We start from the raw sequence: 26,154 nt of genomic DNA, 5'->3' as shown, positions 1-26,154 counted from the left end.
TCCGTTTCGGTCCTCGTTCCCGGCCTCATCGGACACCACTCGGAGCGGTGGTGGCGTTCGTCGGCGCTCGTTTCGATCGGACCCCGCGATAGTCAGTGTATAAGAGCCCTCTAATCGGATTTAATTCGGTCAAATCACTCAGTACGGTACGAACGGTGTCTACCATATTCGGGCAGTCCGCGGGTCGGCAAGACGTATGCTCGAACGACGTGCCGATGCCGATATCGGACTCCCTGCCTCGGCGGGGACCCGACTGCTCCGGCAGTTCGCTACACACCTCGAGGCGGTTGTCCTCCGGTTCGACGCGCGCGAGAATCAGTGGCGGCGTTCTCGCCGGCCGGTTCCGCGGGCCAGCGAACGACTCGAGTGCGCCGAAAAACAGCACGCGGATCGGTCCCGACTCGAGTGATGAGCGACCGAATCCACAGCGTCGATGCGATGCGAATCGTCGCGATCGGCTTCGTCGTCGTCATCCACACGAACCCGTTCGAGGGCGTCGGAACCGACGGCAATGCGTTCAATTTCGCGCTGGAAACGACGGCGCGATTCGCGGTCCCGTTCTTCTTCGTGGCAGCGGGGTACTTCTTCGCGCTCGGAGCTGCCCGCCGCGACCTGACGGCCGCGATCGTCGATCGAGTCACCGGTCTCGTCTCGCTTTACGTCTACGGGATCGTCCTCGCGGCCCCGGTTTTCCTCACGGCAACTGTTTTGCCGGCGGATTCCGGCGGGCGTGATATCGTGCGCAGCGCGATTCCCAAACTGGTCGAATTCGGTTCGCCGCTCGAGTTGCTTTACTACGGGACGTCCGTCTCCGAGATCCTGTGGTTTCTCCCGGCGCTCGTCTTCTCGTATCTGCTGATCGCTCTCTGTCTCGAGAGCGGTCTCGGGGGTTACGTCCTGCCGATTTCCCTCGGCTTCCACCTCGTCGGACTCTTGGGGTCCGGTTATACGATGTTCGTGGATATTCCGTTCGAGATCAGAGACGCGCTGTTCTTCGGGTTCTTTTACGTGAGTCTTGGCTACACCATCTACTCGCGCGACTGGCAACCGAGTCCCGAGCGAAGTACGCTCTATCTGGGAGCGACCGTCCTCTTCGGCGCGCTCCATCTCGGGGAACGGTACGTACTGGGGTACGTCCTCACGGGGGAGACGATCGGTCAGGGCGTCTACGCTCCCAGTTATACGATCGCGACCGCACTGGGTACCGTCTCGCTGTTCTGTTTTCTCCTCTCGCGACCGGGGCTCGGGCGGTCCACCGCGTTACCCTCGTGGGGACGGCGGTACGCCGTCGGTATCTACGTCGCACACCCGCCAGTGTTGTTCGTTCTGGAGACGGCGAGCGAGACGGTCAGTCCGTTCGGATACGAGATCTCGAATACGATCCTCTGGCATCTCGGTTCGACGCCCGCAACCGTCCTCGGGGCCCTGATCGTCTATCTCGCCAGTCGCAAACTGAGAGCTATCGCGGGCGACGGAAACGACCTGCCGCGATCGGAGCGGCTCCGAAACCTCGGGTCGAAATAGACCGAATCGGCTCGTCACTCGAGCCCGATAGAAACGCTCGCCCTCACGCCACCAGTTCCCATACAGACAAAAGGCCGGACTCCGTCTGTGTCTGACGATGACTGATAGAGATGTCCACCTGCCGGTGGCCGCACAGCCGACGATCGACTCGATCGTCGACTACGCTCAGACGGCCGAGGACGGCGGCTACGACTGCGCGTGGCTCCCCGAGACGTGGGGACGGGACGGCGTCACGGTGCTCTCCGCGATGGCCGAACGCACCGAGTCAATCGATATCGGCTCGAGCATCCTGAACACCTACTCGCGGACGCCGGCCGTGCTGGGCCAGACGGCGGCGACGCTACAGGAGCTGTCGGAGGGCCGGTTCCGGCTGGGACTCGGTCCGAGCGGGCCCGTCGTGATCGAGAACTGGCACGGCGTCGAGTACGGCAACCCGCTTCGGCGCACCCGCGAAACGGTCGACATCGTCCGGCAGGTGCTGTCGGGCGAGACCGTCGACTACGACGGCGAGGCGTTCGATCTGTCCGGATTCCGCCTGCGCTGTGACCCGCCGGAGACCCCGCCGCCGATCGAGGTCACCGGCATGGGGCCCAAGGCGGTCGAACTCGCGGGCCGCTTCGCCGACGGCTGGCACGGCATCATGCTCACCCCCGAGGGGATGGCAGAGCGCATCGAAGACATCGAGCGCGGTGCCGACCTCGGCGACCGCGACCCCGACGACGTACAGGTCACCGCCGGCGTCACCTGCTGCGTGCTGGACGATCCGGCGGAGGCCCGCGCGCTCACCCGCCAGCACATCGGGTTCTACATCGGCGGCATGGGCACGTTCTACCGCGACGCCCTCGAGCGGCAGGGCTACGACGAGGCCACGGAGATCCACGACGCGTGGCAGGCCGGCGACCGCGAGCGCGCACTCGAGTTGGTCGACGAGGCCATCCTCGACGACCTCTGTGCGGTCGGCGATCCCGAGACCGCCCGCGAGCAACTCGAGGCCTACGAGGCGGTCGACGGCCTCGACGCCATCGCGGTCAGTTTCCCGCGGGGCGCGAGCGAGGAACAGGTCCGCCAGACGATGGACGCGGTCGCACCCGACGCCTGACGCGTTCCGAACCGACGCCTGAACGGCTTCCGAACCGGTGTTCGGCGTGTCCGCTGAGTTGCGTTGGCTACGGATCGCTATCGTGTTCGCACGAACGAGTCGATTTCTGCCGAGATCACCGCCGGTGCTTCGGCGGGACCGCTGTGACTCACACCGTCGAATTCGACGAGGCGGCTGTGCGGGAGCACGTCGTGGGTTGCGCGGGCGCTCTCCCGGAGAAACCCGGGGCCGTCGGTGCCGGTCAAGACGAGTACGGGGGCGGCAACGTCCAGACTGCTCGGGAGGCGGTATCGCTCGACGGCGCGGTTCATCCGGACGACCTCTTCGGCGAGGTCCGTACACGCCGGCCAGACCGGCCACTCCGCGAGCCACGCGTCGAGATCGTCGATCCCGTCGGGGTGGAGAACCTGCTCGATGTACCGCTTTACTGCCTCACGTCGTTTCCCCGCGTCGATGAGCGTCTGCATCCGGTCCGCGAGGTCGGCGTCCGCGCGGTAGTCGTCGGGGAGGATCGCCGGTTCGTACGCGACGACTGCCGCCACTGGTGTGTTCGTCGCCGTTTCGATCGCGGTGAGTGCGCCGTAGGAGTGACCGAAGAGGATGGGCTCCTCGTCGAACGCGTCGACGAGTGTTCGCACGTATTCGACTTCCCGATCCAGCACCTCGTCGGCGCTGGTCTCGGCTCGATCATCGAGACACGTTCCGAATCCCGGGCGTTGCGGGACGATCGCGGTGTATCCGTCCAGGTGTGGAATAACGGGCTGCCAGTATTCTTTGGGAGCCATGCCTCCGTGGAGGAGAATCAGCGGTGGGCCGTCACCGTGGCGCTCGTACGTTACCTCGATTCCGGCATCGGAGTGTGTCGTCTGCATGCGTCACTGCATTCGGGACAGACTGGGCTAAGCCGTTCTCTCAGTGCTGGGGGCTTTTATATGAGCGAGGGAACGACGAGTGTCGTTTCGATATGTCAATTTGCGCCGCTCCTTCCCGACTAACGGGCTACTGTGAACTCTCCTCGAGCGACGGTTCTCCGACAGCTACAAACCGTGCATCCACCCAGTTCGTGGTATGCCCGGCAAGGTGAGTCCGGACGATTTGCTCGCACACGTCTTCGAGCGGACGGGTGCGGCCGAAACGGACGAGACGGTAGTACAGGGCCCCGCGGACGGCGAGGACGCCGCCGCGATCGACTGGCCCGACGGCGACGGCACGCTCGTGGTCAGTTCTGATCCGATCTCGCTCGCCGCAGAGGGGGTCGGCACGCTCGGCGTCGCCGTCGCGTCGAACGACGTGGCCGTCTCGGGGGCCGACCCGCGCTGGCTGACGGCCGTCGTCTTGCTCCCGAGCGACGCCGACGCGACCGATACTGGTGGTTCCCTGCTCGAGCAAATATCTAGCGACCTCGACGCGGCTGCTCGCGAGGTCGGCGCGTCCATCGTCGGCGGCCACTCGGAGTACGTCGACCAACTCGAGCGGCCGATCCTCTCGCTGACGGCGATGGGGATGACCGAGCGCTTCGTCCCGACCGGTGGCGCGAAACCCGGCGATGCCGTTCTTCTCACTAAGGCCGCCGGAATCGAGGGCTCGGCCATCCTCGCGGCCGACTTCGGCGACGACCTCGCGGTCGATCCCGAAACCCGCGAGCGCGCCGAAGGGTTCCTCGAGGAGATCAGCGTCGTCCCGGAGGCGCGGATCGTCCGGGAGTACGCAACGGCGATGCACGACCCCACCGAGGGCGGCGTCGCGGCCGGCCTGCTCGAGGTCGCCCGCGCGTCGAACGTCCGACTCGAGGTGGACCGCGACGCGGTCCCGATCCGCGAGGAGACTGCGGCGCTGTGCGACGCCGCGGGCGTCGACCCGCTGCGGATCTTCGGCTCCGGCGCGCTGCTCGCGACCGTCCCCGCCGACGCGGTCGACGACTGTCTCGCGGCGCTCGAGGACGCCGAGCTCGAGGCCGCGGCGATCGGCACCGTGAGCGACCGCGAGGGCGGCGAGTCCGAGCTCGTCCTCGACGGCGAGTCGATTACCGACCCCATCGAAGACGACCTCTACCCGCTCTGGGAGGCGGCCGACGCGGCGGAGTGAGCCGCGGCTTCGTCCGGTCGGGTGAGGATCGCGCCGATCCCGGTTGCGATCGAGGCCAGCGCGACGACGGCAACCCCTTCTCCCGGACGAAACCCGCTCATCGGAGTGCACGAATTCGCGCGCTTGGAACTTATTGACAGGGGAGTTCACCGAGGCCCATGGCGAAGATCGCGTACGAAGGGCCCGACGGAACGGCGTCCGAGGAGGTGGCAGCCGAGAACATCACCGACTCGGGGAAGGTACAGGGCGTCCGCATCAGACTCGAGGACGAGAGCTTCATCCACCTGCCGTACACCCGCCTGTACTGGATTCGGATGAGCGAGGAGGAGGGGAGGGTGGACTACTCGTCGGCGTAGCCGGTCTTCTCGCTCTCGCTGCCGGTCGATCGGTCGGCGACGACTCGCTGCGCGACGGCCGCCGCTTACCCGCTCGAGTTCAGGGCGTCATCACGACTTTGATGCAGTCGTCGTCCTTGTTGTTGAACGTCTCGTACATCGCCGGGCCGTCCTCGAGTCCCACCTGATGGGTGATGACGAAGGAGGGATCGATCTCGCCGTCCTCGATCCGCTCGAGCAGCGGGTTCAGATAGCGCTGGACGTGGGTCTGGCCCGTCTTGATCGTCAGGGCCTTGTTCATCACCGACCCGAACGGGAGGTTGTCCGACCGCCCGATGTAGACGCCGGGGACCGAGAGCGTGCCGCCCTTCCGGCAGCACTTGATCGCCTGCCGGAGCACGTGGGGCCGGTCGTCCTCGAGTCGCGCCTCCTGTTTGACCTGATCGGCGACGCCCATGGCACCCGTGCCGTGGGCCTCCGTTCCGACCGCGTCGATACAGCGGTCCGGCCCGCGGCCGCCGGTCATGTCCATCAGTCGGTCGTAGACATCGTCGTTCTCGAAGTCGATGATCTCCGCGTTCCCGTGGTCCATCGCCATCTCGAGTCGCTCCGGGACGCGGTCGATGGCGATCACCCGATCCGCGCCGAGCATCCACGCGCTCTGGATGGCGAACTGCCCGACCGGGCCGCAGCCCCAGACCGCGACCGTGTCGTTCTCCTCGATGTCCGCGTTCTCGGCGGCCATGTATCCCGTCGGGAAGATATCGGAGAGGAAGAGCACTTGCTCGTCCGGCAGGTCGGACTCGATCTTGATCGGCCCGACGTCGGCGTAGGGCACCCGCAGGTACTCCGCCTGCCCGCCGGCGTAGCCGCCCAGCATGTGGGAGAATCCGAGCAGGCCGGCCGGCGAGTGGCCCATCACCTCGCTCGCGACCTCGGCGTTCGGATTCGAGTTGTCACAGAGCGAGTACAGTTCGTTCTCGCAGAACCAACACGAGCCACAGCTGATCGTGAAGGGGACGACGACCCGATCGCCGACCTCGAGGGTCTCGACCTCGCTGCCGACCTCGATCACCTCGCCCATCGGCTCGTGGCCGAGTACGTCGCCCTCCCGCATGCCGGGCATGTAGCCGTTGTAGAGGTGGAGATCGGAGCCGCAGATTGCGGTGGCCGTGACCTCGATGATCGCGTCGGTCGGGTTGACGATCTCGGGCTCGGGTACGTCGTCGATGCGGACGTCCTGTTCGCCGTGCCACGTGAGTGCTCTCATCGGTTCGGTCCTCCTCGCCCGCGTCGCTTCGATTCCGTGAACTCGCCCGCGCTACTCTCGTCCATTGTGCGTTCTCGGGAGCATGCCACACGCAAGAACGCACTAAAAGTGGGCCCTGCTGGTGCAGTGCCGGCGGCACCCGCCGGGACGAGGGTCGGGACGAACCGAGACGGGATCGGCGAATGAACCGCCGGTCGGCCGGCCGCTCACCGCCGCGCCCACTCGAGCATCCGTTCGTAGACCGGGTCCGACGCGAGCGCCGACGAGTCGCCGACGAGCACCAGCGCGCGCTTGGGCCGGGTCAGGGCGACGTTGATCCGCCGGTAGTCCTCGAAGATCGGCCCCTCGAGCGAGCCGGTCGCGGTAAAGGAGACGATGATGACCTCCTGACTCGAGCCCTGGAAGCGGTCGACGGTGTCGACGGCCACGTCGTCGGGAACGTGTTTCGAAATCTCCGACACCTGCGCCCGGAAGGGGGCGATGACACCGATTTCGGACCGGTCGAGCCCGGCGTCCTCGTACGTTTCGATCAGTTCCGCGATTCGTGCGGCCTCCTCTCTGTCCGTGTACTGTCCCCGGTCGCCCTCGACGTCGACGAACGAGACCGGATCTCGCAGCGTCTCGGGAAGTCGGTCGCGGGAGACGCCCTCGAGATCGTCCAGATTTCGGCTCGCAACGTCGGGCGTCGCGGGCCGAAGCTGGCCGTCGTAGAACTCGGTCGAGGCGAAGACCTGAATGCGCTGGTTCATTCGGTACTGCCGGTCGAGCATCACGCCGGCCTCGGGGTGGCAGTCGACGAGTCGCTCGAACAGCGACTCGGTGAGGTCGTTTTCGGCCCGGACGACCGGCGGGAGCTGCTCGTGGTCGCCCACGAGGACGAACCGCTCGGCCAGATTGATCGCCGCGCAGGTTCCCGGCTCCGTGAGCTGGGCGGCCTCGTCGACCAGCGCCGCGTCGAACTGCTGTTCCTTCATGATCCGCGAGCCGCACGTCGAGGTCGTCGCAGCCACCACCTGTGCGTTCTGCAGTTTCGCGACGCGGTCCTCGGGCTCTCCCGCTCGCTCGAGGCGATACGGCTCCATGTCATCGCGGATCCCGCTCTCGGAGCCGACCCGGACGACGCGCTCTTCGTCGATGACATCGTCGAGTTGCTCGAGTAAAGCCTCCAAGGCGTTGTCCACGGCGCGGTTCGTAAAGGCCGACAGCAGAACGCGCTCGCCGCGCTCGACCATCGCGCGGATGGCGCGGGCGATGGTGTAGGTCTTCCCGGTGCCCGGCGGGCCGTGGATCAGCGCGCAGTCCTCGGCACCGACGGCCTTCGTCACGGCCTCGTTCTGGCGCTCGTTGTTGTCGATGAACGTCTCCTCGATCTCCCCGAATTCGGGCTCGGCCCGCCCGAACAGGATGTCTTTCCGGCGTTCGTCGCCTTTCAGGAGCGCGTCGTGCATCGCGACGAGCAGCCGGTCGGTCGTCAGTTCGGAGGGGTAGACGTCGAGCCGGGTGACTTCGACCGGCTCGTCCGCGGTGATCACGATCTCGTCGTTGAGCCGTTCGATTCGAGCCAATTCTGAGTTCCCGCGAACCGGATGACCGTCGCTGGCCAGCACCAGATCGCCCTCCCGAAGCTTCGAGTTCGCACCGCCCGTGTTGCGCGCTCTGAGTTCCCACCGGCCGCCCTCGAGCGGCCGCTTCTCGACGAACGCGAGGTCGATCAGCGCGCGGTCGTCGTCGGCCCGCTCCTCGGCCGTTTGCTCCCAGAGCTTGGCGTACTCGCGGTGGACCTCCCGGCGCTCCTCCTCGATCGCCCGGTAGAAGCGATCGAAGTACTCGCGTTCCTCCTCGGGCAGGGACTGCCCGATCTGGCCGGCCTTGGACTCCTGATCGAGCCGGCCGGAGACGACCATGCAGGTGTCCTGTTCGAAGCAGTACTCGCACTTCGCGTCCGCCTCGTACCCCGTCGGGATGTCGCCGGAGGTTTCCATCGCCGCGATCTCATTGCGCAGCCGGACGACGTACTTCAGGAGCCCGTCGCCCATCGAGAACTCCTTCGCGGGGGTCAGGTCGCCGGTCTCCTCGTTGCGGTCCAGCGCCGAGTTCTTCGTGTAGAGCAGCGTGCCGATATCGACGTCGCCGCCGTGTTCCTCGAGCAAGAGCGCGTAGCAGGCGGCCTGAACTTTGTCCTTGAACCGCGGCTCCTTCTTGAGGTTCTTCCCGGTCTTGAGTTCGACCGGGGCCCCTCGGCGGACGGCGTCGGCCCGGCCCCGAATCCCGAAGGTCTCGCTGATGAGCAACTGCTCGGAGCGCCAACTGTCCTCCTCCGTCAGGCGACCCTGCTCGAGCCAGCCCTCGATCGCTTTGGCGTTCTCCCGGATCTCCTCCTTGACGGCGTCGGGGGTCTCGCCGAGCAGCCCGAGTTGGAGGCCCCGTTCCTCGACGCGGGCGTCGATCGACTCCTCGAGGTCCCGACCTCGGAGCAGGTCGCCGAACACCTCGTGGACGAGGGTCCCTTTCACCACGGGGTAGTTCAGCGGTACCCCGGAGAGCTTGTTTAGGTAGTAGAGACGGGGACACTCGACCCAGTTGCGGATCGAGGTAACGCTGACGAGGAAGGACGGCTCGACGACGACGTAGGACTCGCCCGTCGTTGCGTACTGCATCTCACCCTGATACTCCTCTTCTTTCGCGTTCGTCACGAGCAGCTCCATCCCCGGCTCGAGCAACTCGGCCGACTCGGTCCACTTGTTCCAGAGCGTCACCGTCGTCGTCTCGCGGCTATCTGCGACGGCCGCCGTTCCGCCGTCGCTGCGCGTCGGCGCGGCGTCGCCGGCGGGCTCGTCGCCCTCGGTCGCGATCCGGAGCGGGACCTCCGCGAGGTCGCTCTCGCCGTAGCTCGTCGACACCGACCGCACTTCGACCTCGTCCGCGACGGTTCCGCGTACGTGCACAGCTATCGTCACGAGCGAGCGATCAAAAACGCTATCGGTCGCAGTGCTGCACTGCGTTGCGCTCGCGCGAGTCGGACTCGTCCGCCCAGTCGCGCGCAGTCCGCGCCGACGATCGAGTCCGGTAATTCGTGATTACCACGGCTCTCGGTTTCGCTCGAGTCGCCACCGCGGCTGGAACAGGCACGTCGCTTTTGGGATCCCGAACCCTACGCTCGGTGCCATGAGTGACCCGAACGACGACGATCGTCGGACGAGCGACGAGTCGGGACCCCGGACCGGTTCGGGGGGCAGAGCCGACGACGGGCCGGTCAATCGGCCGGAAGAGGCGGCCGCCGACATCGACTCCGGAACCGGCATCGGAGACGGGGAGCGCTCCGGCGGTCGCGACCCGCGCGACGAGTCGACACAGGTCGCAAGCGAGGAGCGGCGGCGCAAGACCTCCGTCGTCAGCCTGCTCGTCGCCGTCCTCGGCGCGTGGGTCGCGCTCTCGGTGGTAGTCTTCGAGACCGCCGCGGCACCGCTGTGGAACAACGTCTTGGTCGGGCTCGTCGTCCTCGCCGCCGCCGGCTACAACTACTATCGGGTTGCAAACGACGTCCCGCTCAGTACCGGTATCGCGTCGCTGATCGCCGTCCTCGGGATCTGGCTGATCGTCTCGGCCGCGCTGCTCGAGATGACCGGCGGCCTCTTCTGGAGCACCCTCGCGACCGGGGTCCTGATCGCCGGACTCGCGGGGTACAACGCCTACGAGGCCCGCGAGGCGCGGACGGTCGCGACCGAACCCGGGCCGGGCGCTTAGGCCTGGTCGGTCCCGTACTCGGTCTCGAGCCGGCGGACGCGGTGTTCGGCGGCGTGGTGGCCCATCGCGACGACGGCGAACCCGACCATGACACAGGCGAAGGCGATCGAGACGACCGGCGAGACGCCGTTGACGTAACTATTGCATACCTGGCCGAGCGCCAGCGCGAGCGGTGCGAGCGTCAACAGCGAGCTCTTGGCCGGCGTGGCGCGAAACAGTTCGACGAACGAGAGTGGTTGGCGGACGGACATAGGGAAAGCGCTGGTTACGTTTCCTGACTGGGGAGTCATGGTATTCCTTTTGGTTCTAATCGGGTGTTTCGGACCGTGAAGGTCCAATTATGGCGTTTTTCGGTGCAACCGACACGTTCATTCTGCGCGCGGTCCAATCGCCGCCCATGCGGATTCGCGAGTGGCAGGACATACTCGAAGACGTCACGGAGCGAAACGTCGATCCGGAGGACTGGCGCGCCGTCGCCGGTGACCGCGCCGGCGGCGTCGGCGAAGACATGTACCTCGCGCATCCCCGGGCCGGCGTCTTCTTCCTGAAAACGTACGCGAAGAATCCCTTCGAGGTCCGCGGCGTCGGCACGCGAGTCGCCCGCAGCCTCGACGACGAAATCGGCTCGTTCATGCCCGAACGGGACTCTGGCGGGCGCTTCGCGGTCCAGTCCCCGCCCGAAGACGAGGCGGAGGCCGAGACGGTCGGCAAGCGCCTCGAGACGGTTCTCGAGACGCACGCGGACGCGCCGACCCGGCCCCAAGACCTGTTCGACGACGTGATGGAGGCCATGGAGAGCCCCGCCTTCGGGCCGATGGAGTACGATCAGTACGACCGGCCCGACGAACTCGAGGGGCTCGCCGAACGCTTCGACGAGGCAGACGAGTTGCTGAACGCGGAACTCGAGGACCTGATCGAGACCGACGAGGTCGACCGCGGCTTCATGTGAACCGAACGTTTTCCGCTCGGGTCGCTCACTCCGTTCGCAACCACTCACGCAAAAACGTCCTCAGAAATCGAAGATTTCTGATGGGCCCGCGAGAGCGGAACTCTCGTGGACTTCGATGAAAAAGTCCGCCGCCGCGGGGCGTTGCCCCGCTCCGGCGGTGTCGTTCGAAAGAGCGCTGAGCGCTCTTTCGTGACTGAGCGAATCGGAGATTCGCGAGGTCCGCGAAGCCGGAAGGCTTCGCTTGATGCCGAGAGAGCGCTGCTCTCTCGTAGCAAATCGCTCACTTCGTTCGCGAATACTTGCGTAGAGTTCTCCTCAATCGACGAACAGACGGACAGCCCAATCGAGCAATCGAATGCACCTGCGACTGTCCGGTGAATCTTTGCAACCGGCCTCCGATAGACGCCATATGAGCGACCACGCCGAGACCGTCGTCCGCAACTACTACGATGCGCTCCGGAACGGTGACCCCCTCGAACCGTACTTCCTCGCAGGCGAATCGACCGTCAAGTTCGGCATCAGCGAGTCCCTGTTCGGGGGCAGCGAGGTCGCCACAGCCCTCGAGGAACAGACCGAAACGACCGACGACTGGACGATCGAGAGCCGCAATCTCGTCGTCAAGGAACGAGATGCGTTCGCGACGGTCGCCGATGAAGTCGACATGGAGTGGACGGACACCGACAGCGGCGAGCGGTATCGGTTCGACAGCCGCTGGAGCGCCACGCTAGTTCGGCAATCGGACGACGGCTCGAGCGCGAGCGACTGGCGATTCGCGACGATGCACGTCAGCGCCCCCCGCGAGCTATGAGCCGCGGTCGCGGGCCGGGACGGGGCTCCTCGCGCTCGAGCGAGCGACCCGCCGGTTCCGGACAGCTCAAAGCCGTCTTCGTGTTACTGGTCGGGCTGTCGGGCGGCCTGATCGCGATCCAGAACAACGCCCCGCTGGCGGTGATCGGCGCGGCGATCGTCGGCGGGAGCGTCGCCGGCGGCGCGTTATTGTGGTACCTGATCTGGATCACCACCGACTGAATTTACTGTGCGCCCGCTGCGGTGCGCGCGCTGGCCCACGACGAGCGAATAGCGAGTCGTGGGACACACCTGCGCGAGGGATGAGCGAACGAACGACAGTGAGTGAGCGTTAGCGCGGGACCAACGGTCCCGCGAACCGTCCGAACGGGCACTTCGTGCCCGTGAGGAGAAATCGGTTGGGGAGGGAGTGGCGATTCCCTGTTGCCACGATAGCAGGACGCCCGTCTCCTCCCGTGCTAGTCTTCCTCGATTGTGCCTGAAAACGAGCCTTCGAGCCGGAAAATGACCCTCTCGCAATGAGTCTTTGAGAACGGACCGACTTAGCGATCGACGCGCTGAATCCACGTCCCCGGCGCGTCGAGTTCGTCGTGGCTGGGGAGGTTCTCGGGCTGGTCCCAGACGAGACTCGCCGTCTCGAGGTCGCGGACGGCGACGACGTGCTCGAAGAAGTTCTTCCCGCGCTCGTACTGGCGCTCTTTGAGCCCGAGCCCGAGCAGGCGTCGGAAGAGCTTCTGGAGCGGTCCGCGGCCCTGCCGGCGCTCGTCGAGTTTCCGGCGCAGGTCCTCGTACTCCTCGTCGAAGGCGTGGTCCATCAGGAGTTCAGCGTAGCCCTCGACGACGGTCATCGCGGCGTCGAGATCGCGGAACGCCTCCCGGTCGAACGAGCCCTCTGAGAGCGTCGCGATCCCCTCTTCCATGCGGGACTCGAGGTGATCCGAAAGCCACGGCGCGGCTCCGAACTCGGCGGCGTGGGTCACCTCGTGGAAGGCGATCCAGCGGCGGAACCGGTCGGCGTCGACGTCGAGTTTCGACGCGGCGTTGAGGATGTTCGGCCGGACGAAGTACAACGCGTGGTCGTTCGCGGGCGCGTCGGCCAGCAAGAGCGGGTCGTACTGCCCGAGGACGTTCCGCCCGAGGAACGAAAGCAGGACGGTCATCGTCCCCGTGTTGATCGTCCGGGCGACGCCGGGGAACGTGCCGGTGTGGGTCTCGAGCGTGCCCATGACCCGTTCGAAGGTGGCGACGTTGGCGTCGATCCAGTGGTGGCGGTTCTGGATCTCGACGGTCTCGGGGACGTCGAACTCGGCCCCCGAAACGGTCCGCACGGCAGCCCTCGCGTCCCGAACGTCGCTGGCGTAGGCCTCGCGCTCCCCGGGCTCGAGATCGAGCGAGCCGGGGTCGGTCGCCGCCTTAGCGGCGTCGGCGGCCGACCGCCAGTCGATCGCGTCGTCACCGGACGCCCCGGCAACCGCCCGGGCGCTGCGATAGAGATTCACGACTATCGGTACGGGAAGGATGCGCAAAAGCGTTCGGCTCGGTCCAGCCCGGTGCGACCGCCGGATTAGTTGACGATGACGTCCGGTTCGTCCTCGGGCTCGAGTTCGGGGTCCTCGTCGTCACCGCGGAATCGCTTGGCGGCGGCCGCGATCCCGACGAGGACGACCAGCGCGACCAGCGCGCCGACGGCGCTTTTGCCCGTGCCGCCGGACTCGTCATCGGTGTCCTCCGTGTCGATTTCGGTCTCGGTCTCGGTCTCGAGGTCCGTCGACGAGTCGGTCCCGCCGAACGGCAGTGCATCGCTGAGCGATCCCAGTCCGAACCGTGCGTCGCCGTCGAAGCGTAGTTCGATGAGGGTGAAGTTGGTGTCTCCCATGGGCGGACGCTCAACGAGTGCACACTTAGCCGTTTGGTTAGGTCTCCGTTACTGACGTGTGTAGCGACAGGTTACGAGAATTGGCTCGTCTCACCGACTGAACCGTTCGACTGCTGGCCGGGTAGTACGACACCGTGTCTGCCGACTCCGTATCGTCCGCTCGTGTTCGTTCAGTTTGATCCCTCACTGGGCAGTGGGATGATCTCTTCCATCCCTCTGATACCGCGGGCGAAACCGTCGCGGATAGATACGCTTTTGTTTAGTTGGAATATTAACCCGATCATGGTACTCCACAACCCTGCCGTCCGATGGGGCTACGCGTTACTCAGTGGTCTCGCCATCGCCGCGGTCGCTCTCTTCGTTCTGGACGGAACGGCGCAACTCGTCGCACTGGGAATCGCCGTTATTGACGTCGTTACCACACCGCTGATCCTCAAAACCGTGGCCGAGAACGGTCAAACTGAAGCCGTTTAAGGCGACGTGCTCGATAGATCGTCGCTTCAAGGCGGCCCTAACTGGTATCGCTGAACGGGTTCCGGCGGATTGCGGACCGGTACGATTAAGTGTCCATCACCTGCGGTGTTGCGTATGAGTGGACGACCGCTGGACGTCCTCGAGGCGTCGCTCGGCGAACGCGTTACAGTGCGACTCAAGAGTGGCGACGAGTACGTCGGCGATCTCGCCGGCTACGATCAACACATGAATCTGGTACTCGAGGACGTGACGATTCCCGTCGAGGGCGGCGTCGAAGAGGAGCCGCCGGTCGAAGACACAACCATTATACGCGGCGATAACGTCGTTTCGATCACTCCATGACTGGTGCAGGAACCCCGAGCCAAGGAAAGAAGAACAAGACGACCCACACGAAGTGTCGTCGCTGCGGAGAGAAATCCTATCACACGAAGAAGAAAGAGTGCTCGTCGTGTGGCTTCGGCAAGTCCGCCAAACGCCGCGGCTACGAGTGGCAGTCGAAAACCGGCGACAACTGAACGCTTCGGTCTTCTGTTCGATTCTGCCGGCTTCTCGAATTCTCGCCTAGTTCCGACTGTTCGCCGCCCGAATCCCCCGATCGGCCAGCCTCGAGTCCCGATTAGAGCGGCGCGAACCAACGGGTTCGAGCCGCCGATGGACAGCCCTTAGTTCGACGCCGCGAAGGGTCGCGTATGGCAACGACAGACGCCTTCGCCGGCCTCGAGTGTGTCGACTGCGGGGCGATCGTCGACGCCGCCGAGTCCCACCGGTGTCCGGACTGTGGCGGGTCGCTCGATCCGACCTACGACTACGACGCGATCGACCTCGATCGCGAGACCCTCGCCGCCCGGCCGTTCGACTCGCAGTGGCGCTACGCCGAACTGCTCCCCTTCGATCGCGAGTCGGCGGTGACGACGAACGAGGGCGCGACCCCGCTGGTCGACTGCCCGGAACTGGCCGACGAACTCGGCGTCGAACGCGTCTACATCAAAGACGAGGGACGGAATCCCACGGGCTCGAGCACGGACCGCGGCGCATCGGTGGCCGTCACCGCGGCCGCCCGGGACGGCGCAACCGACGTCGCGCTTCCCTCGCCGGGCAACAGCGGGCAGGCCGTCGCGGCCTACGCGGCCCGCGCGGGACTCGACTCCCACGCGTATCTGCCCTCCCGCTCCGGCTTTACGAACAAGGCGATGGTCAACGTCCACGGCGGCGACATGAACGTCGTCGGGGGCCGCTACGGCGACGCCGCCGGCGCGTTCGAGGAGGGGCTCGACGAACACGACGACTGGTACTCGCTGGCAGCGTTCGCCACGCCCTACCGCCACGAGGGCGCGAAGACGATGGCCTACGAAATCGCCGAGCAACTCGAGTGGGAGGGTCCCGACGTGATCGCGTACCCGACGGGGGCCGGGACCGGGCTCGTCGGACTCGCCAAGGGCGCACGGGAGCTGCGGGAACTCGACCTGATCGACGAGCTGCCGGCCCTCTACGCGGCGCAGGCGTCGGGCTGTGCGCCCATCGTCGAGGCCGTCGAGGACGACCGCGAGGAACACGAGCCGGTCGAACACCCCGACACGATCTGTGGGGAACTCGAGATTCCGGACCCCGCTGCGAGCCCGCGGGTCCTCGACGCGATCCGTGAGACCGGCGGCGGCGCGGTCGCGACCGACGATCCGGACATCCTCGAGTCGGCCGTGCAGGTCGCCAAATCGACGGGCCTCGAACTCATCCCGAGCGCGGCGGCCGCGGCCAGCGGCGCATGGGAACTCGCCGAGCGCGGCGCGTTCGACGGCGATGAAACGGTCGTTATCGTCAACACCGGCTCCGGCAACAAGGAGGCCGACGTGTTGCGCAGCCACCTGATGAGCCAGGGCGTCTAGGGCGGGCTGCAGTAGCGGGTAATACACCCGAATACAGCCGTTCGAACCGCTAGCAGGGCCGCAGGTCGACTTCGGGACCCGAACGCTTTCCACCGACAAGGTCTTGACTGCGAGACGAGTAGATCGAACGAGTACCAATGTGTGAACATTCACCAGAGTGTTCGAACGGGGCCTCGTGCCAGCTCGTCCTCGAGAACGGACGGACCGGCCTCGAGACCGCCGAATACTACTGTAAGGCCCACCTCGTACTGCGGATCTGGGAGGTCGAGAACGACACCTCGCTCCGGGCCGTCAGCGCCGAACAACTGTAGCGGCGCACGGACCGCGTTCGCGTTTCGGTCGCGCGTCGACCGATCGAATCGGGTGATCGCGGCCGGACTCGACAGCGATCAGATCGCCGCGCTAGCGCTCGTGTCCGAGCCAGGCGGCGCTTCTGACGTGCACGTCTCGAGACGGGGTCGTTCCGTAGCGTTTTTGCTGGTTGTCGGGAAACGGGGCGGTATGACTACCCCCTGGGACGATTGGAATCATATTCTCAAGATCGATCCGGACAAGGAGTTACCCGAGGGCGTGACCTACGGCGATCTCTGTGCGACCGGCACCGACGCGATCGAAGTCGGCGGCACCATGGGCATCACCGAGGAGAACATGAGCGCCGTCATCGAGGCCTGCGCCGAACACGACGTGGCGCTCTATCAGGAGCCGTCGAACCCCGAGGTCGTCCTCGAGGACGACGCGCTCGACGGCTATCTCATCCCGACCGTCTTCAACGCCGGCTCGCCGTTCTGGATCACCGAGGCCCACAAGGAGTGGGTCCGGCTCGAGGGCGAACTCGACTGGGAGCGGACGACGACGGAGGCCTACATCGTCATGAATCCCGAGGCCGACGTGGCGGAACTGACCGAGGCGAACTGCGACCTCGAGGCCGACGACGTCGGCGCGTACGCGACCGTCGCCGAGCACATGTTCGGCCAGGAGATCGTCTATGTCGAGTACTCCGGCACCCTCGGCGACGAGGCGGTCGTCGAGGCCGCCGCCGAGGCCACCGACGAGTCGACGCTGTTCTACGGCGGCGGCATCCACGACTACGACTCCGCGTACGCGATGGCCCAGTACGCGGACGTCATCGTCGTCGGCGACCTCGCACACGACGAGGGGATCGAGGCCGTCCGCGAGACCGTCGCGGCGGCGAACGACGCCTAACGCGCGATCAAGCTCAGCGGTCCGCTCTTCTTCCGATTCGGCTGCGGTTCTCACAGCGCGCCAACTCGAGCGGCGCGGCAACGGCCGCTACTCGGCGACGAGCGCTCGCAGCCGCGGCAGCGCGTCCGTTACGTCCGCTCGAGAGACGATATCGGCGATGTCGTCACACGGCGTCGACTCGAGGTTGACGATTCCCACCGTCGCGCCGGTCGACGCGGCGAGTCGCGGCAGCGACGCGGCCGGTTCGACGACGAGCGAGGAGCCGATCGCGAGGAAGACATCGCTCTCGCGGGCGAGCGACCGGGCGCGCTGGATGACCGCACCCGGAAGCTGCTCGCCGAAGAGGACGACATCGGGTTTGAAGACGCCGCCGCAGTCGCAGGTCGGCGGTAGTTCTCCCTCGGCCGCGCGCTCGAAGATCGGCTCGCCGTCCCGGCGCTTCCCGCAGTCGGTACAGCGGACCCGCTGGGAGTTGCCGTGGAGTTCGAGAACCGTCGCCTCGCCGGCGTTCTCACCGTCGGTCGTCCCCTCGCGGGCCGACGCCGCCGCCTCGCCGTGTAACCCGTCGGTGTTCTGGGTGAGGATCGCCTCGAGGTCGCCGTCCCGTCCCATCGCGGCCAGCGCCTCGTGGGCCGCGTTGGGTTCGAACTCACCGTCGAACATCTCCCGCTGGAGGTCGACGCGGTCGTCCCAGAACCCCGCCGGATCGCGCTGCAATCGGCCGTAGGCGAACTGTCCCTCGTCGAATCGCTCCCAGACGCCGTCGTCGCCCCGGAACGTCGGCACGCCCGAGGGCGCTGAGATGCCCGCGCCGGTGAAGGCGACGACCGTCTCCGCGTTCCGGATATCGTCCGCGAGTCGTTCGAGGCCGTCCATACCTAGCGGCACCGCCGCGGGACCCAAAAAGACGCGGACGGCGATGTGCCATCGCTCCGTGGGTGGGAGTTCGAGCGCACTCGAGCGCTCGGGGGTGCCAATTGCGCGCTCGTCGGTCGCCGATCGCGACTCCGAACGACTGTGCTTAAGTTCCGCCTGCGTGAATCGGGTGGTATGCAGGACAGAACCTACACTGCCGACGCCGAGCCGGGTGACGACGCGACGGTCGCCGGCTGGGTCCACGAGATCCGCGATCTCGGGGGCATCGCCTTCCTGATTCTCCGGGATACGAGTGGCAAGATCCAGATCAAGTTCGAGAAAGACGAGATGGACGAGGAGTTAGTCGAGACCGGTCTCGGCGTCTCCCGCGAGAGCGTCGTCACGGTCTCCGGTGCGGTCGAGGAAGAGCCCCGCGCGCCGACGGGCGTCGAGGTCACCCCCGAGTCCGTCGAGGTCGTCGCGCCCGCGGACCCGGAACTGCCGCTCGACCCCTCCGAGAAGGTCGACGCCGACCTCTCGACGCGACTCGACAACCGCACGCTCGACCTGCGCAAGGAAGACGTTCAGACGATCTTCGAGATCCGTTCGGACGTGCTGCGCGCGGTCCGCGACCAGTTCCGCGAGTTCCGCTGCACGGAGATCAACACGCCGAAGATCGTCGCCACGGGGACCGAGGGCGGTACCGAACTGTTCCCGATCACCTACTTCGGCGAGGAGGCCTTCATGAACCAGTCGCCACAGCTGTTCAAGCAGCTGATCGCGGGCTCGAACGTCGAGCGCGTCTTCGAGATCGGCCCGATCTTCCGCGCCGAGGAACACAACACGCCGCGACACCTCAACGAGGCCACCTCGATCGACTTCGAGGGCGCGTTCTGCGACCACGAAGACGCCATGGACGTCGCCGAGGGCATCGTCAAAGCGTCCTACGAGTCCGTACAGGAGAACTTCGGCGAGCAACTCGAGGAACTCGACATCGCCGAGGACTTCGAGGTTCCGGAGGGTGACTTCCCGCGCATCAGCTACGAGGAGGCCATCGAGCGCATCAACGCGACGGGCGAACTCGACGAGCAGCTCGTCTGGGGCGACGACCTCTCGACGCCGGCCGAGGAGGCCCTCGGACAGGATGTCGGCGGCCACTACTTCATCACGGACTGGCCCAGCGAGATCAAGCCGTTCTACATCAAGGACCACGACGACGACCCCGAACTCTCGACCGGCTTCGACCTGATGCACCCGCGCATGGAACTGGTCTCGGGCGGCCAGCGCGAGCACCGCCACGAGAAGCTCATCGAAGGCTTCGAACAGCAGGGCCTCGACCCCGACCAGTTCGAGTACTACACCAAGATGTTCAAGTACGGCATGCCGCCCCACGCCGGCTTCGGCCTCGGCGGCGAGCGCCTGCTCATGACCATCCTCGGGCTGGACAACATTCGAGAAGCAGTGCTGTTCCCGCGAGATCGCCAGCGTTTGTCGCCGTAGGCGACAACTCTGGGAGCCGGCGAGACGAGCGAAGCGAAGTCTCGCAAGACCGGCAGCGCCTGTCGCCGTAAGGCGACGGCGCAACTGTCGAGTGGGAGCCAGAGAGACGAATGGGGAGAGTCTCTCGCTGTTCCCGCGAGATCGCCAGAGACTGAGCCCGTAGGGCGAAGTCTCTGGGAGCAAGCGAAGCGAGTGAAACGAGTTTCGCGTGATCGCCAACGTCTGAGTCCGTAGGCGACGACGCAACTGTCGAACGGGGGCTCGTTGGACGACCAGCGCGAGTCCAACGGTGGACACGACACCACCGCTATTTATCGCCGCGTCTGGCTACAGACCCCGTAGTCGCGCGGCTATCGAATCGTACCCGAGCGAGCGGCCTGTCCGGACGGGAACGGCGGGACGCAGCGAAAAAACGACACGGGCACTCCAAATCGCAGTTCACGGCGGGCGCAGCGGGACGGGAGACCCAGCCCTAGCCGCCGTTGCTACCGTCACAGGAGCCACTGTTGATAGCGCCGGCGAGGTCGCTACCGACCATCGAGTCGCCCAGATACGCGAGGTGACTCCCGACGCTGGCGGTGACGTCGACGTCCGTGTAGTTCGGGGCGGGATCGCAGCCGGCTCCCTCGGTTCCGAGGGCCGTGTCACCGAAGCCGCCGTAGGCGCTGCCGACCGTCGAGTCGTTGTTCGAGTGGTAGTTGCGGACCTCGCAGGCGTTGTCCAGACCGGCGCTCCACGGACTGCCACAGACTTCCGACCCGTCGGCGGCCGCGCCCAGCGGGGCGACGGTCTCGATCTGGTAGCCGCTGCCGAGTTCGGTCGCGGTCCAGAGGACACAGCGACCGCCAAGCGAGTGGCCGACAAGTCGGACGTTACCGCCGCCGCTGTCGTAGAACTCTTCGATGAGGTCGGCCGTAACCTCGCCGACGTTCTCGGTGTCGGCTTCCGCGCCGATGAAGTTGAAGTTGGTCGCAGGCCACTCGAGAGCGACCGTCTCGGTCGGCGAATAGCCGCCCGACTCGAGGGAGTTCTCGACGTTCGAGGCCTGACTCGAGACGGTGGTGTCGCCGAACCAGCCGTGGACGAACACGAGCAGTTCGTCCGTGACCGGGAGGCTGCCGTCGGCGCTCCAGCCGAACAGGCCGTCGTCGATTTCGATGACGTCGGGGCCGAGGACCTGTGCCGACGCCGAACCGGAGGCGGCTGCGAGTCCCGTCCCGGCGATGGCCGTCACGCCAGTCGCTTTTAGGATGGATCGTCTAGTCGATCCGGTCGATTCCTCGAAACGTCGCTGTGTACCGTTCTCGCTGTCGTTGTCTGCCATGACGCGTCGGAATCATGATTGGTAATACGGTAATTCGTTATTCTTCAGTTCTGAATACAGTTATGTCGGGGTCCGATCACACTTCAATAGTATAACTATTATGAGCATTGTGGCGGTCGCGAGCATCCGCCGTAACTCGCGCGCACCGGGATCGCAAACACGCCTACAAGCAGAGCAAACGACATTGGAATGGGACTCCCGCCGGAAATATTAGGTGCGATTCCTGAGACCGATTCCACAAACCGTCCGTAGAGCGGTCGAAATCGGCTTTTGAGGTGCCTGTGTGAGCCGACTGCTCTAATCGACGACTCAAAACTGGTGGTTGCGGAACATTTTTTATTGATAATTGTGTGGGTTATTACCATGAAACGGGTGACCTACGTTGTCACTCCACACCGCGGGTACTTCGATCCAACCGAGCGGTGGTGTCGCGAGAACGACCTTCGATTCGAGGCGATCCACCAGATCGGTCTCCTCGAGGACGGGACCGTCAAGGCCCTTCTCGAGGTGGCCGGAACGCCGCCACAGGTCCGGTCGAACGTTCCCGACGACCTCTCGCGACTCGTCGACCGCGAGCTCAGCGCCGAGGACGGGCGGACGATGTTACAGCTTCGGTATGAGCCGACTGACCTCAATCGCCGGTTCATCGAGCCGTTCCATACGACCGGCGTGATCGTCCAGTACCCGATCGTGTACGTCGATCCGGACCGATCGTCGCTTCGAACGACCGTAACCGGGCCCGACGACGATGTCCAGCGGCTCATCGAGAGCTACCGGGAACTCGCAGCCCTCACCGTCGAGGCCGTCTCGAACTCGTTGCCGTCGGTCGATCAGCGCTACGACGATCTCACCGAGCGCCAGCAGGAGGTACTGGAGATGGCCTACGAGCACGGCTACTACGACGATCCGCGCGGTGCCACCTACGAAGAGATCGCAGCCGAGTTGGACTGTTCGGCGAGTTCCGTCGGACAGATCCTCCGCCGGACCGAATCCACGCTCGTCTCGGCGACCGTCGCGAACCGATCGCACGACTCGTCGTAACGTCGCCGAGCGCTGTCCTCCGGTTCTTGCCCGTCGTTCCGGCTCCCATCGCCGAGCAGGGAATCTACAACGTTATATCGTTCCGACCGATACGACGGGATAATGCGCGAGGAGGCGACGGCGTTCGTCCCCGGACACGTCACGGGATTTTTCAGCGCTCACCCGGACGACGATCCGACGAAAGCCGGCTCACGGGGTGCGGGACTGACGCTCACAGACGGTGTCGAAGTAACGGTCGAACCGGCAGAGGAATCAGCGATCGTCCTCGACGGAACCGAACTTGAGGTCGATCCGGTGACGACCGTCCTCGAGACGCTCGACGCGACCGCCCGCGTCGAAGCGAATTCCGAACTGCCGCTCGGAGCCGGGTTCGGCGTCTCGGGAGCGATGGCGCTCGGTACGGCGCTCGCGGCGAACCGCGTCTTCGAGCGCAAGCTCTCGGAGAACGAACTCGTGACGATCGCTCACGGTGCCGAGGTACAGGCCGGGACGGGACTCGGCGACGTGGTCGCGCAGGCCCACGGCGGCGTTCCGATCCGCCTCGAGCCGGGCGGGCCACAGGACAACAAGCTCGACGCGATTCCGGCGCGGGCGCGCGTCGAGTACGTTTCGTTCGGCGAACTCTCGACGGCCGACGTGCTCTCGGGCGACACCGAGCAGCTCACGGCCGCCGGCAAGGAGGCGCTCTCCCGGGTCGTCGAGGAACCGACGCTGCTCTCCTTGCTGTACGCCTCGAGGCTGTTCGCGCGCGACGCCGGCCTGCTCACGGAGCGGGTCGCGGAGGCGATCCGCGAGGTCTCGGCGGCCGACGGACAGGCGTCGATGGCCATGCTCGGCGAAACCGTCTTCGCGCTCGGGACGGGACTCTCCGACGCCGGCTACGAGCCGTCGGTCTGTGCGACGCATCCGGCCGGCGCGGTGTTGCGGTAGTTAAGTACCCCTGCTATCTATCAGCCGGTGTAGATATCTGCCGCAGAATCGCCGGACAGTCGGTGGTCGGACTTGATTCAGCGATCGTTTTCGCGGACGGAATCCGATTCGATTCGACACCGACGCTCTACGTTGGTATCGGATCCCTCGAAAATTGGCGATAGAGCGGTTCTGTCCGCCTGTAAGGGCGTGTTTTTCGATTCTATCGGCGGACTGCGAGGACCGGATCACTGCCGGATAGATTGTTCTGAACCTACATGACTGATTTCGTATGGCTAGCCAGAACTTTATTATGATTCGTTCAAGTTATCCGGTCAAGTTTGGCAATGGCATCACTGACTGACATTCACCAAAACCTGTTTCAACTGTATGAACACTACGTCGGCGAACCCGACTCAAGCAAGGACGTCTACGGCTATTGGCTGTTTATCGTCGGCTACATCATCGGGGCCGCCGGCGTGGCGTCGTTCGTGATCGGCTACGCGGGCGAGGGGAATCCCTACACGCTGATCAGGATTTCGGGGGTCACGGCCGCGACGGGGCTGGCCTTCTGCCTGTTCGGGATCGTCCTCATGTTGCCGGTGCGGACGAGGGGGATTCAGGCGAGCGTCGTCGGACTGCTCGTCGCGTTGGGGGGCGTCGGCTTTTTCGGGTGGGCGTATCCGTACAACTGGCGGAATCTCGGCGTCGACTACAGCGTCGAGGTCATTTCGGTCTACACGTTCGGTATCGGGATCATCGCGGGCGTGACGGCCCTCGTTCCCGTGCTCACGGGACAGAAGGGGATGTTCGTCGAGGAGGAAGGAACGACGGACGATCCGCCGATTCTCACGGGCGACGCGATGGAAGGGGCCCAGTTCGCCGCCTTCCGCGACGACAACGGCGACTGGAAGTGGCACGTCCTCCACCTCGAGGCGCTGGCCCAGAGCACGGAGAGTGCCGTGACGCGGCCGGACGCGACGGAGGGGATCGAGCGCGTTCAGAACCAGATCAGCTCCGCGGGGCTGATGGAGCTGACGACTTCGGCGTTCCGGCTCTACGAGGACCGGGATGGCACGTGGCAGTGGACGCTCGCGCGCGACGACGGCAGCATCGTCGGCTCCTGTGCCGGCGAGTTCGACCGGCGTGACGGCGCCGAGGAGTCGGTAAGCTTCCTGAAAGACCGCGGCCCGGACGCCGACGTGATCGAAATCGAGGGGGCCGCGTTCACCTACGCCGAGAAGCGCGATCAGTGGCACTGGCAACTCGTCGACGACGACCGAACGCCGCTCGCCTCGAGCGAGGACGGGCATTCGACACAGGAGCGAGCCGAGGAGGCCGCCCGCTCGTTCGCCGAGCGGTTCGACCGCGCGCGAGTGCTCGACGTCGAGCACATCGGCGTGGAACTCTGTGAACGGGCCGACGGCTGGACGTGGCGGTTCGTCGACGCCGCCGACGAGGTCGTCGCGAGCAGCGCCGCCGAGTTCGACTCCCGGCGCGACGCCGAGAAGGCCGCCGAAGCGTTGCTGCCGGCGCTCGAGTCGGCGTCGGTCACCGTCTCCGGCGAGCCGACGTACGAACTCTACGAGTCCGGCGAGGAGTGGCGCTACCGGCTCGTCGACGCGAACGAACACGTTGTCGCGCGCGGTCCGGAGGGGACCGCCGAGCGCGACGCGTCCGAGCGGTGGACCAACCAGTTCGGCGACCACGCGCTCGAGTCGGACGTCGTCGAGATCAAGGACGCGGAGTACGAGGTCTACCCCGCCGACGCCGAGGCCGACGCGGCTCCCGACGACGCGCCGGGCGGCGAGGACGACGACCTTCCGACGCCGTTCGAGGAACCCGAACCGGCCGCCGACGGCGGAACGGTCGCGGACGACGCACCGGCGGCGGACGACACCAGCCCGTGGCACTGGCGGCTCGTCACCGACGACCGCGAGGTCGTCGCCGCGAGCACCGAGCCACACGCCGACGCCGAGGCGGCGACGACGGCGATCGAACGCGTCCGCGAGCAGGCCAGCGAGGCCGAGCTCATCGAGTTCGAGAACGCCGCCTTCCAGGTCTACGAGGCCGACTCCGGCGAGTGGCGCTGGCGGCTCATCGACGAGGACGGCAACGTGCTGGCCGACAGCGGCGAGGAACACACCTCCCGCGGCGAGGCCGCCGAAGCGATGATGACGCTCAAAGAGCAGGCCCCCGACGCCGAACTGCTCGAGATCGAGACCGCGGCGTTCGAACTGTTCGTCAACGAGGACGACGAGTGGGGCTGGCGGCTCATCGACGAGGCCGGCAAACTCGTCGCCGAGGACCCGGCGACTCACCCGACTCGCGGCGCCGCGCGACAGGCGATGAACCGCCTGCTCGAGTACCTCGACTCCGACGTCCGGACGATGGACCGGGCGGTCTTCCAGACGTACGCGACCGAGGACTGGCACTGGCGGTTCGTCATGCCGTCCGGCGAGACCGTCGCCGTCGACGGCGAGGCGTACCCGACCCGCGACGAACTGGTCGACAGCCTCGACGACATCCGCGACGCCGCCGCGTCGGCCGGTCGCTACACGATCGGTGACGTGTCGGTCCAGCTCTACGGCACCGACGAGTGGCGCTTCCGACTGCTCGACCGCGATCGCGAGGAGATCGCCGACTCGAGTATCTCCTACGCCGACCGCGAGGCCGCGATGGCCGGCGTCGACGAACTGCAGGCGAACGCGACCGACGCGCCGATCTTCGCGATCGACGACGCCGCGATCCGACTCGACGGTTCCGACGACTGGTCGTGGGAACTCGTCGACCGCGACCGCGAAGTGATCGCCAACGGGGTCGGCACCGCCGCGAGCAAGGCCGACCTGTTCGACGCGATCGAGGAGGTCCGCCAGCTCGCGCCGATGGCCGGCCGCGTCGACTTCGACGTCGCCTCCTTCGAACTCGTCGCCGACGAGGACGACCGCTGGCAGTGGCGGCTCATCGACGAGGACGGCCGGACCGTCGCGACCGGCTCCGAGACCCACGAGACGGCCGACGACGCGCGCGCGGCCCTCGAGGACGTTCGCAAACTGATCGAGTCCGCGAGCATCCTCGAGATTGACAGCGTCTCGTTCGAACTCCACACCGCCGAGGACGGCTGGGTCTGGCAGCTGATCGACGAGTACGGGACGACGATGGCCGAAAGCACCCAGACCTACGAGAGCCGGACCGACGCCCGCGAGGCGATGAACGACGTGAAGGCGCAGGCCCCCGAGGGCTGGATCACGTTCACGGAATAGCGGTCTCCCCGGCTAT

28 protein-coding genes are annotated in these 26,154 nt (G+C 66.0%); 19 read left to right on the top strand and 9 right to left on the bottom strand.

Annotated elements, in window-relative coordinates:
* The first annotated feature begins 196 nt into the window (after positions 1-196).
* From ACT4ML_RS01570 to ACT4ML_RS01560, 3 genes are all read left to right on the top strand, one after another.
* A complete protein-coding gene (locus ACT4ML_RS01570; RefSeq protein WP_444719288.1) occupies positions 197-409 on the top strand; it encodes a hypothetical protein in 213 nt (70 codons plus the stop codon).
* Positions 409-1,524 (top strand): acyltransferase, encoded by a 1,116-nt coding sequence (locus tag ACT4ML_RS01565; protein WP_444719287.1) that lies wholly within the window; start codon positions 409-411, stop codon positions 1,522-1,524. The genes ACT4ML_RS01570 and ACT4ML_RS01565 overlap by 1 nt, the downstream gene beginning before the upstream one ends.
* 97 nt (positions 1,525-1,621) lie before the next feature.
* Complete coding sequence (locus tag ACT4ML_RS01560) at positions 1,622-2,623, top strand: TIGR04024 family LLM class F420-dependent oxidoreductase (RefSeq protein ID WP_444719286.1); 1,002 nt, start codon at positions 1,622-1,624, stop codon at positions 2,621-2,623.
* Positions 2,624-2,700: 77 nt separating this feature from the next.
* On the opposite strand, the gene ACT4ML_RS01555 is transcribed toward ACT4ML_RS01560, so the two are convergent.
* The gene (locus ACT4ML_RS01555; protein WP_444719285.1) at positions 2,701-3,495 is read right to left on the bottom strand and encodes an alpha/beta fold hydrolase; all 795 of its coding nucleotides are present in this window, start codon (positions 3,493-3,495) and stop codon (positions 2,701-2,703) included.
* A gap of 196 nt (positions 3,496-3,691) precedes the next feature.
* On the opposite strand from ACT4ML_RS01555, the gene ACT4ML_RS01550 reads away from it, so the two are divergent.
* Positions 3,692-4,708, top strand: coding sequence for an AIR synthase family protein (locus ACT4ML_RS01550; protein ID WP_444719284.1), 1,017 nt, complete (start codon positions 3,692-3,694; stop codon positions 4,706-4,708).
* On the opposite strand, the gene ACT4ML_RS01545 is transcribed toward ACT4ML_RS01550, so the two are convergent.
* Positions 4,672-4,809, bottom strand: coding sequence for a hypothetical protein (locus tag ACT4ML_RS01545; RefSeq protein WP_444719283.1), 138 nt, complete (start codon positions 4,807-4,809; stop codon positions 4,672-4,674). The two genes, ACT4ML_RS01550 and ACT4ML_RS01545, sit on opposite strands and share 37 nt — an antisense overlap.
* A 57-nt stretch (positions 4,810-4,866) precedes the next feature.
* Between ACT4ML_RS01545 and ACT4ML_RS01540 the strand changes: the two genes are divergently transcribed.
* Positions 4,867-5,064 (top strand): hypothetical protein, encoded by a 198-nt coding sequence (locus tag ACT4ML_RS01540; protein WP_444719282.1) that lies wholly within the window; start codon positions 4,867-4,869, stop codon positions 5,062-5,064.
* Between the two features lie 79 nt (positions 5,065-5,143).
* On the opposite strand, the gene ACT4ML_RS01535 is transcribed toward ACT4ML_RS01540, so the two are convergent.
* Positions 5,144-6,313, bottom strand: a complete 1,170-nt coding sequence (locus ACT4ML_RS01535) for a zinc-dependent alcohol dehydrogenase (protein WP_444719281.1) — start codon at positions 6,311-6,313, stop codon at positions 5,144-5,146.
* 206 nt (positions 6,314-6,519) lie between these two features.
* Entirely contained in the window at positions 6,520-9,258 is a 2,739-nt protein-coding gene (locus tag ACT4ML_RS01530) for an AAA domain-containing protein (RefSeq protein ID WP_444719280.1), read from the bottom strand.
* Positions 9,259-9,478: 220 nt separating this feature from the next.
* Between ACT4ML_RS01530 and ACT4ML_RS01525 the strand changes: the two genes are divergently transcribed.
* Positions 9,479-10,057 carry an SPW repeat protein gene (locus ACT4ML_RS01525; RefSeq protein ID WP_444719279.1) on the top strand — a complete coding sequence of 193 codons (579 nt, stop codon included), beginning with the start codon at positions 9,479-9,481 and terminating at the stop codon, positions 10,055-10,057.
* Here ACT4ML_RS01525 and ACT4ML_RS01520 read toward each other — a convergent pair.
* A complete protein-coding gene (locus tag ACT4ML_RS01520; RefSeq protein ID WP_444719278.1) occupies positions 10,054-10,308 on the bottom strand; it encodes a hypothetical protein in 255 nt (84 codons plus the stop codon). The genes ACT4ML_RS01525 and ACT4ML_RS01520 overlap by 4 nt on opposite strands.
* A gap of 146 nt (positions 10,309-10,454) precedes the next feature.
* On the opposite strand from ACT4ML_RS01520, the gene ACT4ML_RS01515 reads away from it, so the two are divergent.
* From ACT4ML_RS01515 to ACT4ML_RS01505, 3 genes are all read left to right on the top strand, one after another.
* Positions 10,455-11,006 (top strand): hypothetical protein, encoded by a 552-nt coding sequence (locus tag ACT4ML_RS01515; protein WP_444719277.1) that lies wholly within the window; start codon positions 10,455-10,457, stop codon positions 11,004-11,006.
* A 409-nt stretch (positions 11,007-11,415) separates the two neighbouring features.
* Positions 11,416-11,814 (top strand): nuclear transport factor 2 family protein, encoded by a 399-nt coding sequence (locus ACT4ML_RS01510; protein WP_444719276.1) that lies wholly within the window; start codon positions 11,416-11,418, stop codon positions 11,812-11,814.
* Entirely contained in the window at positions 11,811-12,035 is a 225-nt protein-coding gene (locus ACT4ML_RS01505) for a hypothetical protein (RefSeq protein WP_444719275.1), read from the top strand. The genes ACT4ML_RS01510 and ACT4ML_RS01505 overlap by 4 nt, the downstream gene beginning before the upstream one ends.
* 320 nt (positions 12,036-12,355) lie before the next feature.
* On the opposite strand, the gene ACT4ML_RS01500 is transcribed toward ACT4ML_RS01505, so the two are convergent.
* Both ACT4ML_RS01500 and ACT4ML_RS01495 read right to left on the bottom strand, forming a co-directional pair.
* Positions 12,356-13,312, bottom strand: a complete 957-nt coding sequence (locus ACT4ML_RS01500; protein ID WP_444719274.1) for a zinc-dependent metalloprotease — start codon at positions 13,310-13,312, stop codon at positions 12,356-12,358.
* A gap of 65 nt (positions 13,313-13,377) precedes the next feature.
* Positions 13,378-13,689, bottom strand: coding sequence for a hypothetical protein (locus ACT4ML_RS01495; RefSeq protein WP_444719273.1), 312 nt, complete (start codon positions 13,687-13,689; stop codon positions 13,378-13,380).
* Positions 13,690-13,971: 282 nt separating this feature from the next.
* Here ACT4ML_RS01495 and ACT4ML_RS01490 point away from each other — a divergent pair, with 282 nt between their 5' ends.
* The 6 genes from ACT4ML_RS01490 to ACT4ML_RS01465 all read left to right on the top strand — a co-directional run bounded on the left by ACT4ML_RS01490 (position 13,972) and on the right by ACT4ML_RS01465 (position 17,246).
* Positions 13,972-14,163, top strand: coding sequence for a hypothetical protein (locus ACT4ML_RS01490; protein WP_444719272.1), 192 nt, complete (start codon positions 13,972-13,974; stop codon positions 14,161-14,163).
* A gap of 114 nt (positions 14,164-14,277) precedes the next feature.
* Positions 14,278-14,505 carry an LSM domain-containing protein gene (locus ACT4ML_RS01485; protein WP_138244219.1) on the top strand — a complete coding sequence of 76 codons (228 nt, stop codon included), beginning with the start codon at positions 14,278-14,280 and terminating at the stop codon, positions 14,503-14,505.
* Complete coding sequence (locus ACT4ML_RS01480) at positions 14,502-14,678, top strand: 50S ribosomal protein L37e (RefSeq protein ID WP_006186041.1); 177 nt, start codon at positions 14,502-14,504, stop codon at positions 14,676-14,678. The genes ACT4ML_RS01485 and ACT4ML_RS01480 overlap by 4 nt, the downstream gene beginning before the upstream one ends.
* Before the next feature lie 174 nt (positions 14,679-14,852).
* A complete protein-coding gene (locus tag ACT4ML_RS01475) occupies positions 14,853-16,043 on the top strand; it encodes a threonine synthase (RefSeq protein WP_444719271.1) in 1,191 nt (396 codons plus the stop codon).
* A 137-nt stretch (positions 16,044-16,180) separates the two neighbouring features.
* Complete coding sequence (locus ACT4ML_RS01470; RefSeq protein ID WP_175416355.1) at positions 16,181-16,354, top strand: hypothetical protein; 174 nt, start codon at positions 16,181-16,183, stop codon at positions 16,352-16,354.
* Positions 16,355-16,544: 190 nt separating this feature from the next.
* On the top strand, positions 16,545-17,246 hold the full coding sequence (locus ACT4ML_RS01465; RefSeq protein ID WP_444719270.1) for a phosphoglycerol geranylgeranyltransferase: 702 nt from the start codon (positions 16,545-16,547) through the stop codon (positions 17,244-17,246).
* 87 nt (positions 17,247-17,333) lie between these two features.
* Here ACT4ML_RS01465 and ACT4ML_RS01460 read toward each other — a convergent pair whose 3' ends face one another.
* The gene (locus ACT4ML_RS01460; protein WP_444719269.1) at positions 17,334-18,122 is read right to left on the bottom strand and encodes an SIR2 family NAD-dependent protein deacylase; all 789 of its coding nucleotides are present in this window, start codon (positions 18,120-18,122) and stop codon (positions 17,334-17,336) included.
* A gap of 174 nt (positions 18,123-18,296) precedes the next feature.
* On the opposite strand from ACT4ML_RS01460, the gene aspS reads away from it, so the two are divergent.
* On the top strand, positions 18,297-19,601 hold the full coding sequence (gene aspS / locus ACT4ML_RS01455) for an aspartate--tRNA(Asn) ligase (RefSeq protein ID WP_444719268.1): 1,305 nt from the start codon (positions 18,297-18,299) through the stop codon (positions 19,599-19,601).
* Between the two features lie 472 nt (positions 19,602-20,073).
* On the opposite strand, the gene ACT4ML_RS01450 is transcribed toward aspS, so the two are convergent.
* A complete protein-coding gene (locus ACT4ML_RS01450; RefSeq protein WP_444719267.1) occupies positions 20,074-20,925 on the bottom strand; it encodes an esterase/lipase family protein in 852 nt (283 codons plus the stop codon).
* Positions 20,926-21,288: 363 nt separating this feature from the next.
* On the opposite strand from ACT4ML_RS01450, the gene ACT4ML_RS01445 reads away from it, so the two are divergent.
* The 3 genes from ACT4ML_RS01445 (at position 21,289) to ACT4ML_RS01435 (ending at position 26,138) form a co-directional block, all read left to right on the top strand.
* Entirely contained in the window at positions 21,289-21,966 is a 678-nt protein-coding gene (locus tag ACT4ML_RS01445) for a helix-turn-helix domain-containing protein (RefSeq protein ID WP_444719266.1), read from the top strand.
* Between the two features lie 102 nt (positions 21,967-22,068).
* Positions 22,069-22,896, top strand: a complete 828-nt coding sequence (locus ACT4ML_RS01440; protein WP_444719265.1) for a pantoate kinase — start codon at positions 22,069-22,071, stop codon at positions 22,894-22,896.
* A 326-nt stretch (positions 22,897-23,222) separates the two neighbouring features.
* A complete protein-coding gene (locus ACT4ML_RS01435) occupies positions 23,223-26,138 on the top strand; it encodes a DUF1508 domain-containing protein (protein WP_444719264.1) in 2,916 nt (971 codons plus the stop codon).
* Positions 26,139-26,154: the final 16 nt, after the last annotated feature.

This window comes from Natrinema sp. LN54 (genome assembly GCF_052439245.1).
GTDB lineage: Archaea > Halobacteriota > Halobacteria > Halobacteriales > Natrialbaceae > Natrinema > Natrinema versiforme_A.
Note: the sequence above shows the minus strand (reverse complement) of the source record. Positions and strands in the feature narration are given on the sequence as shown.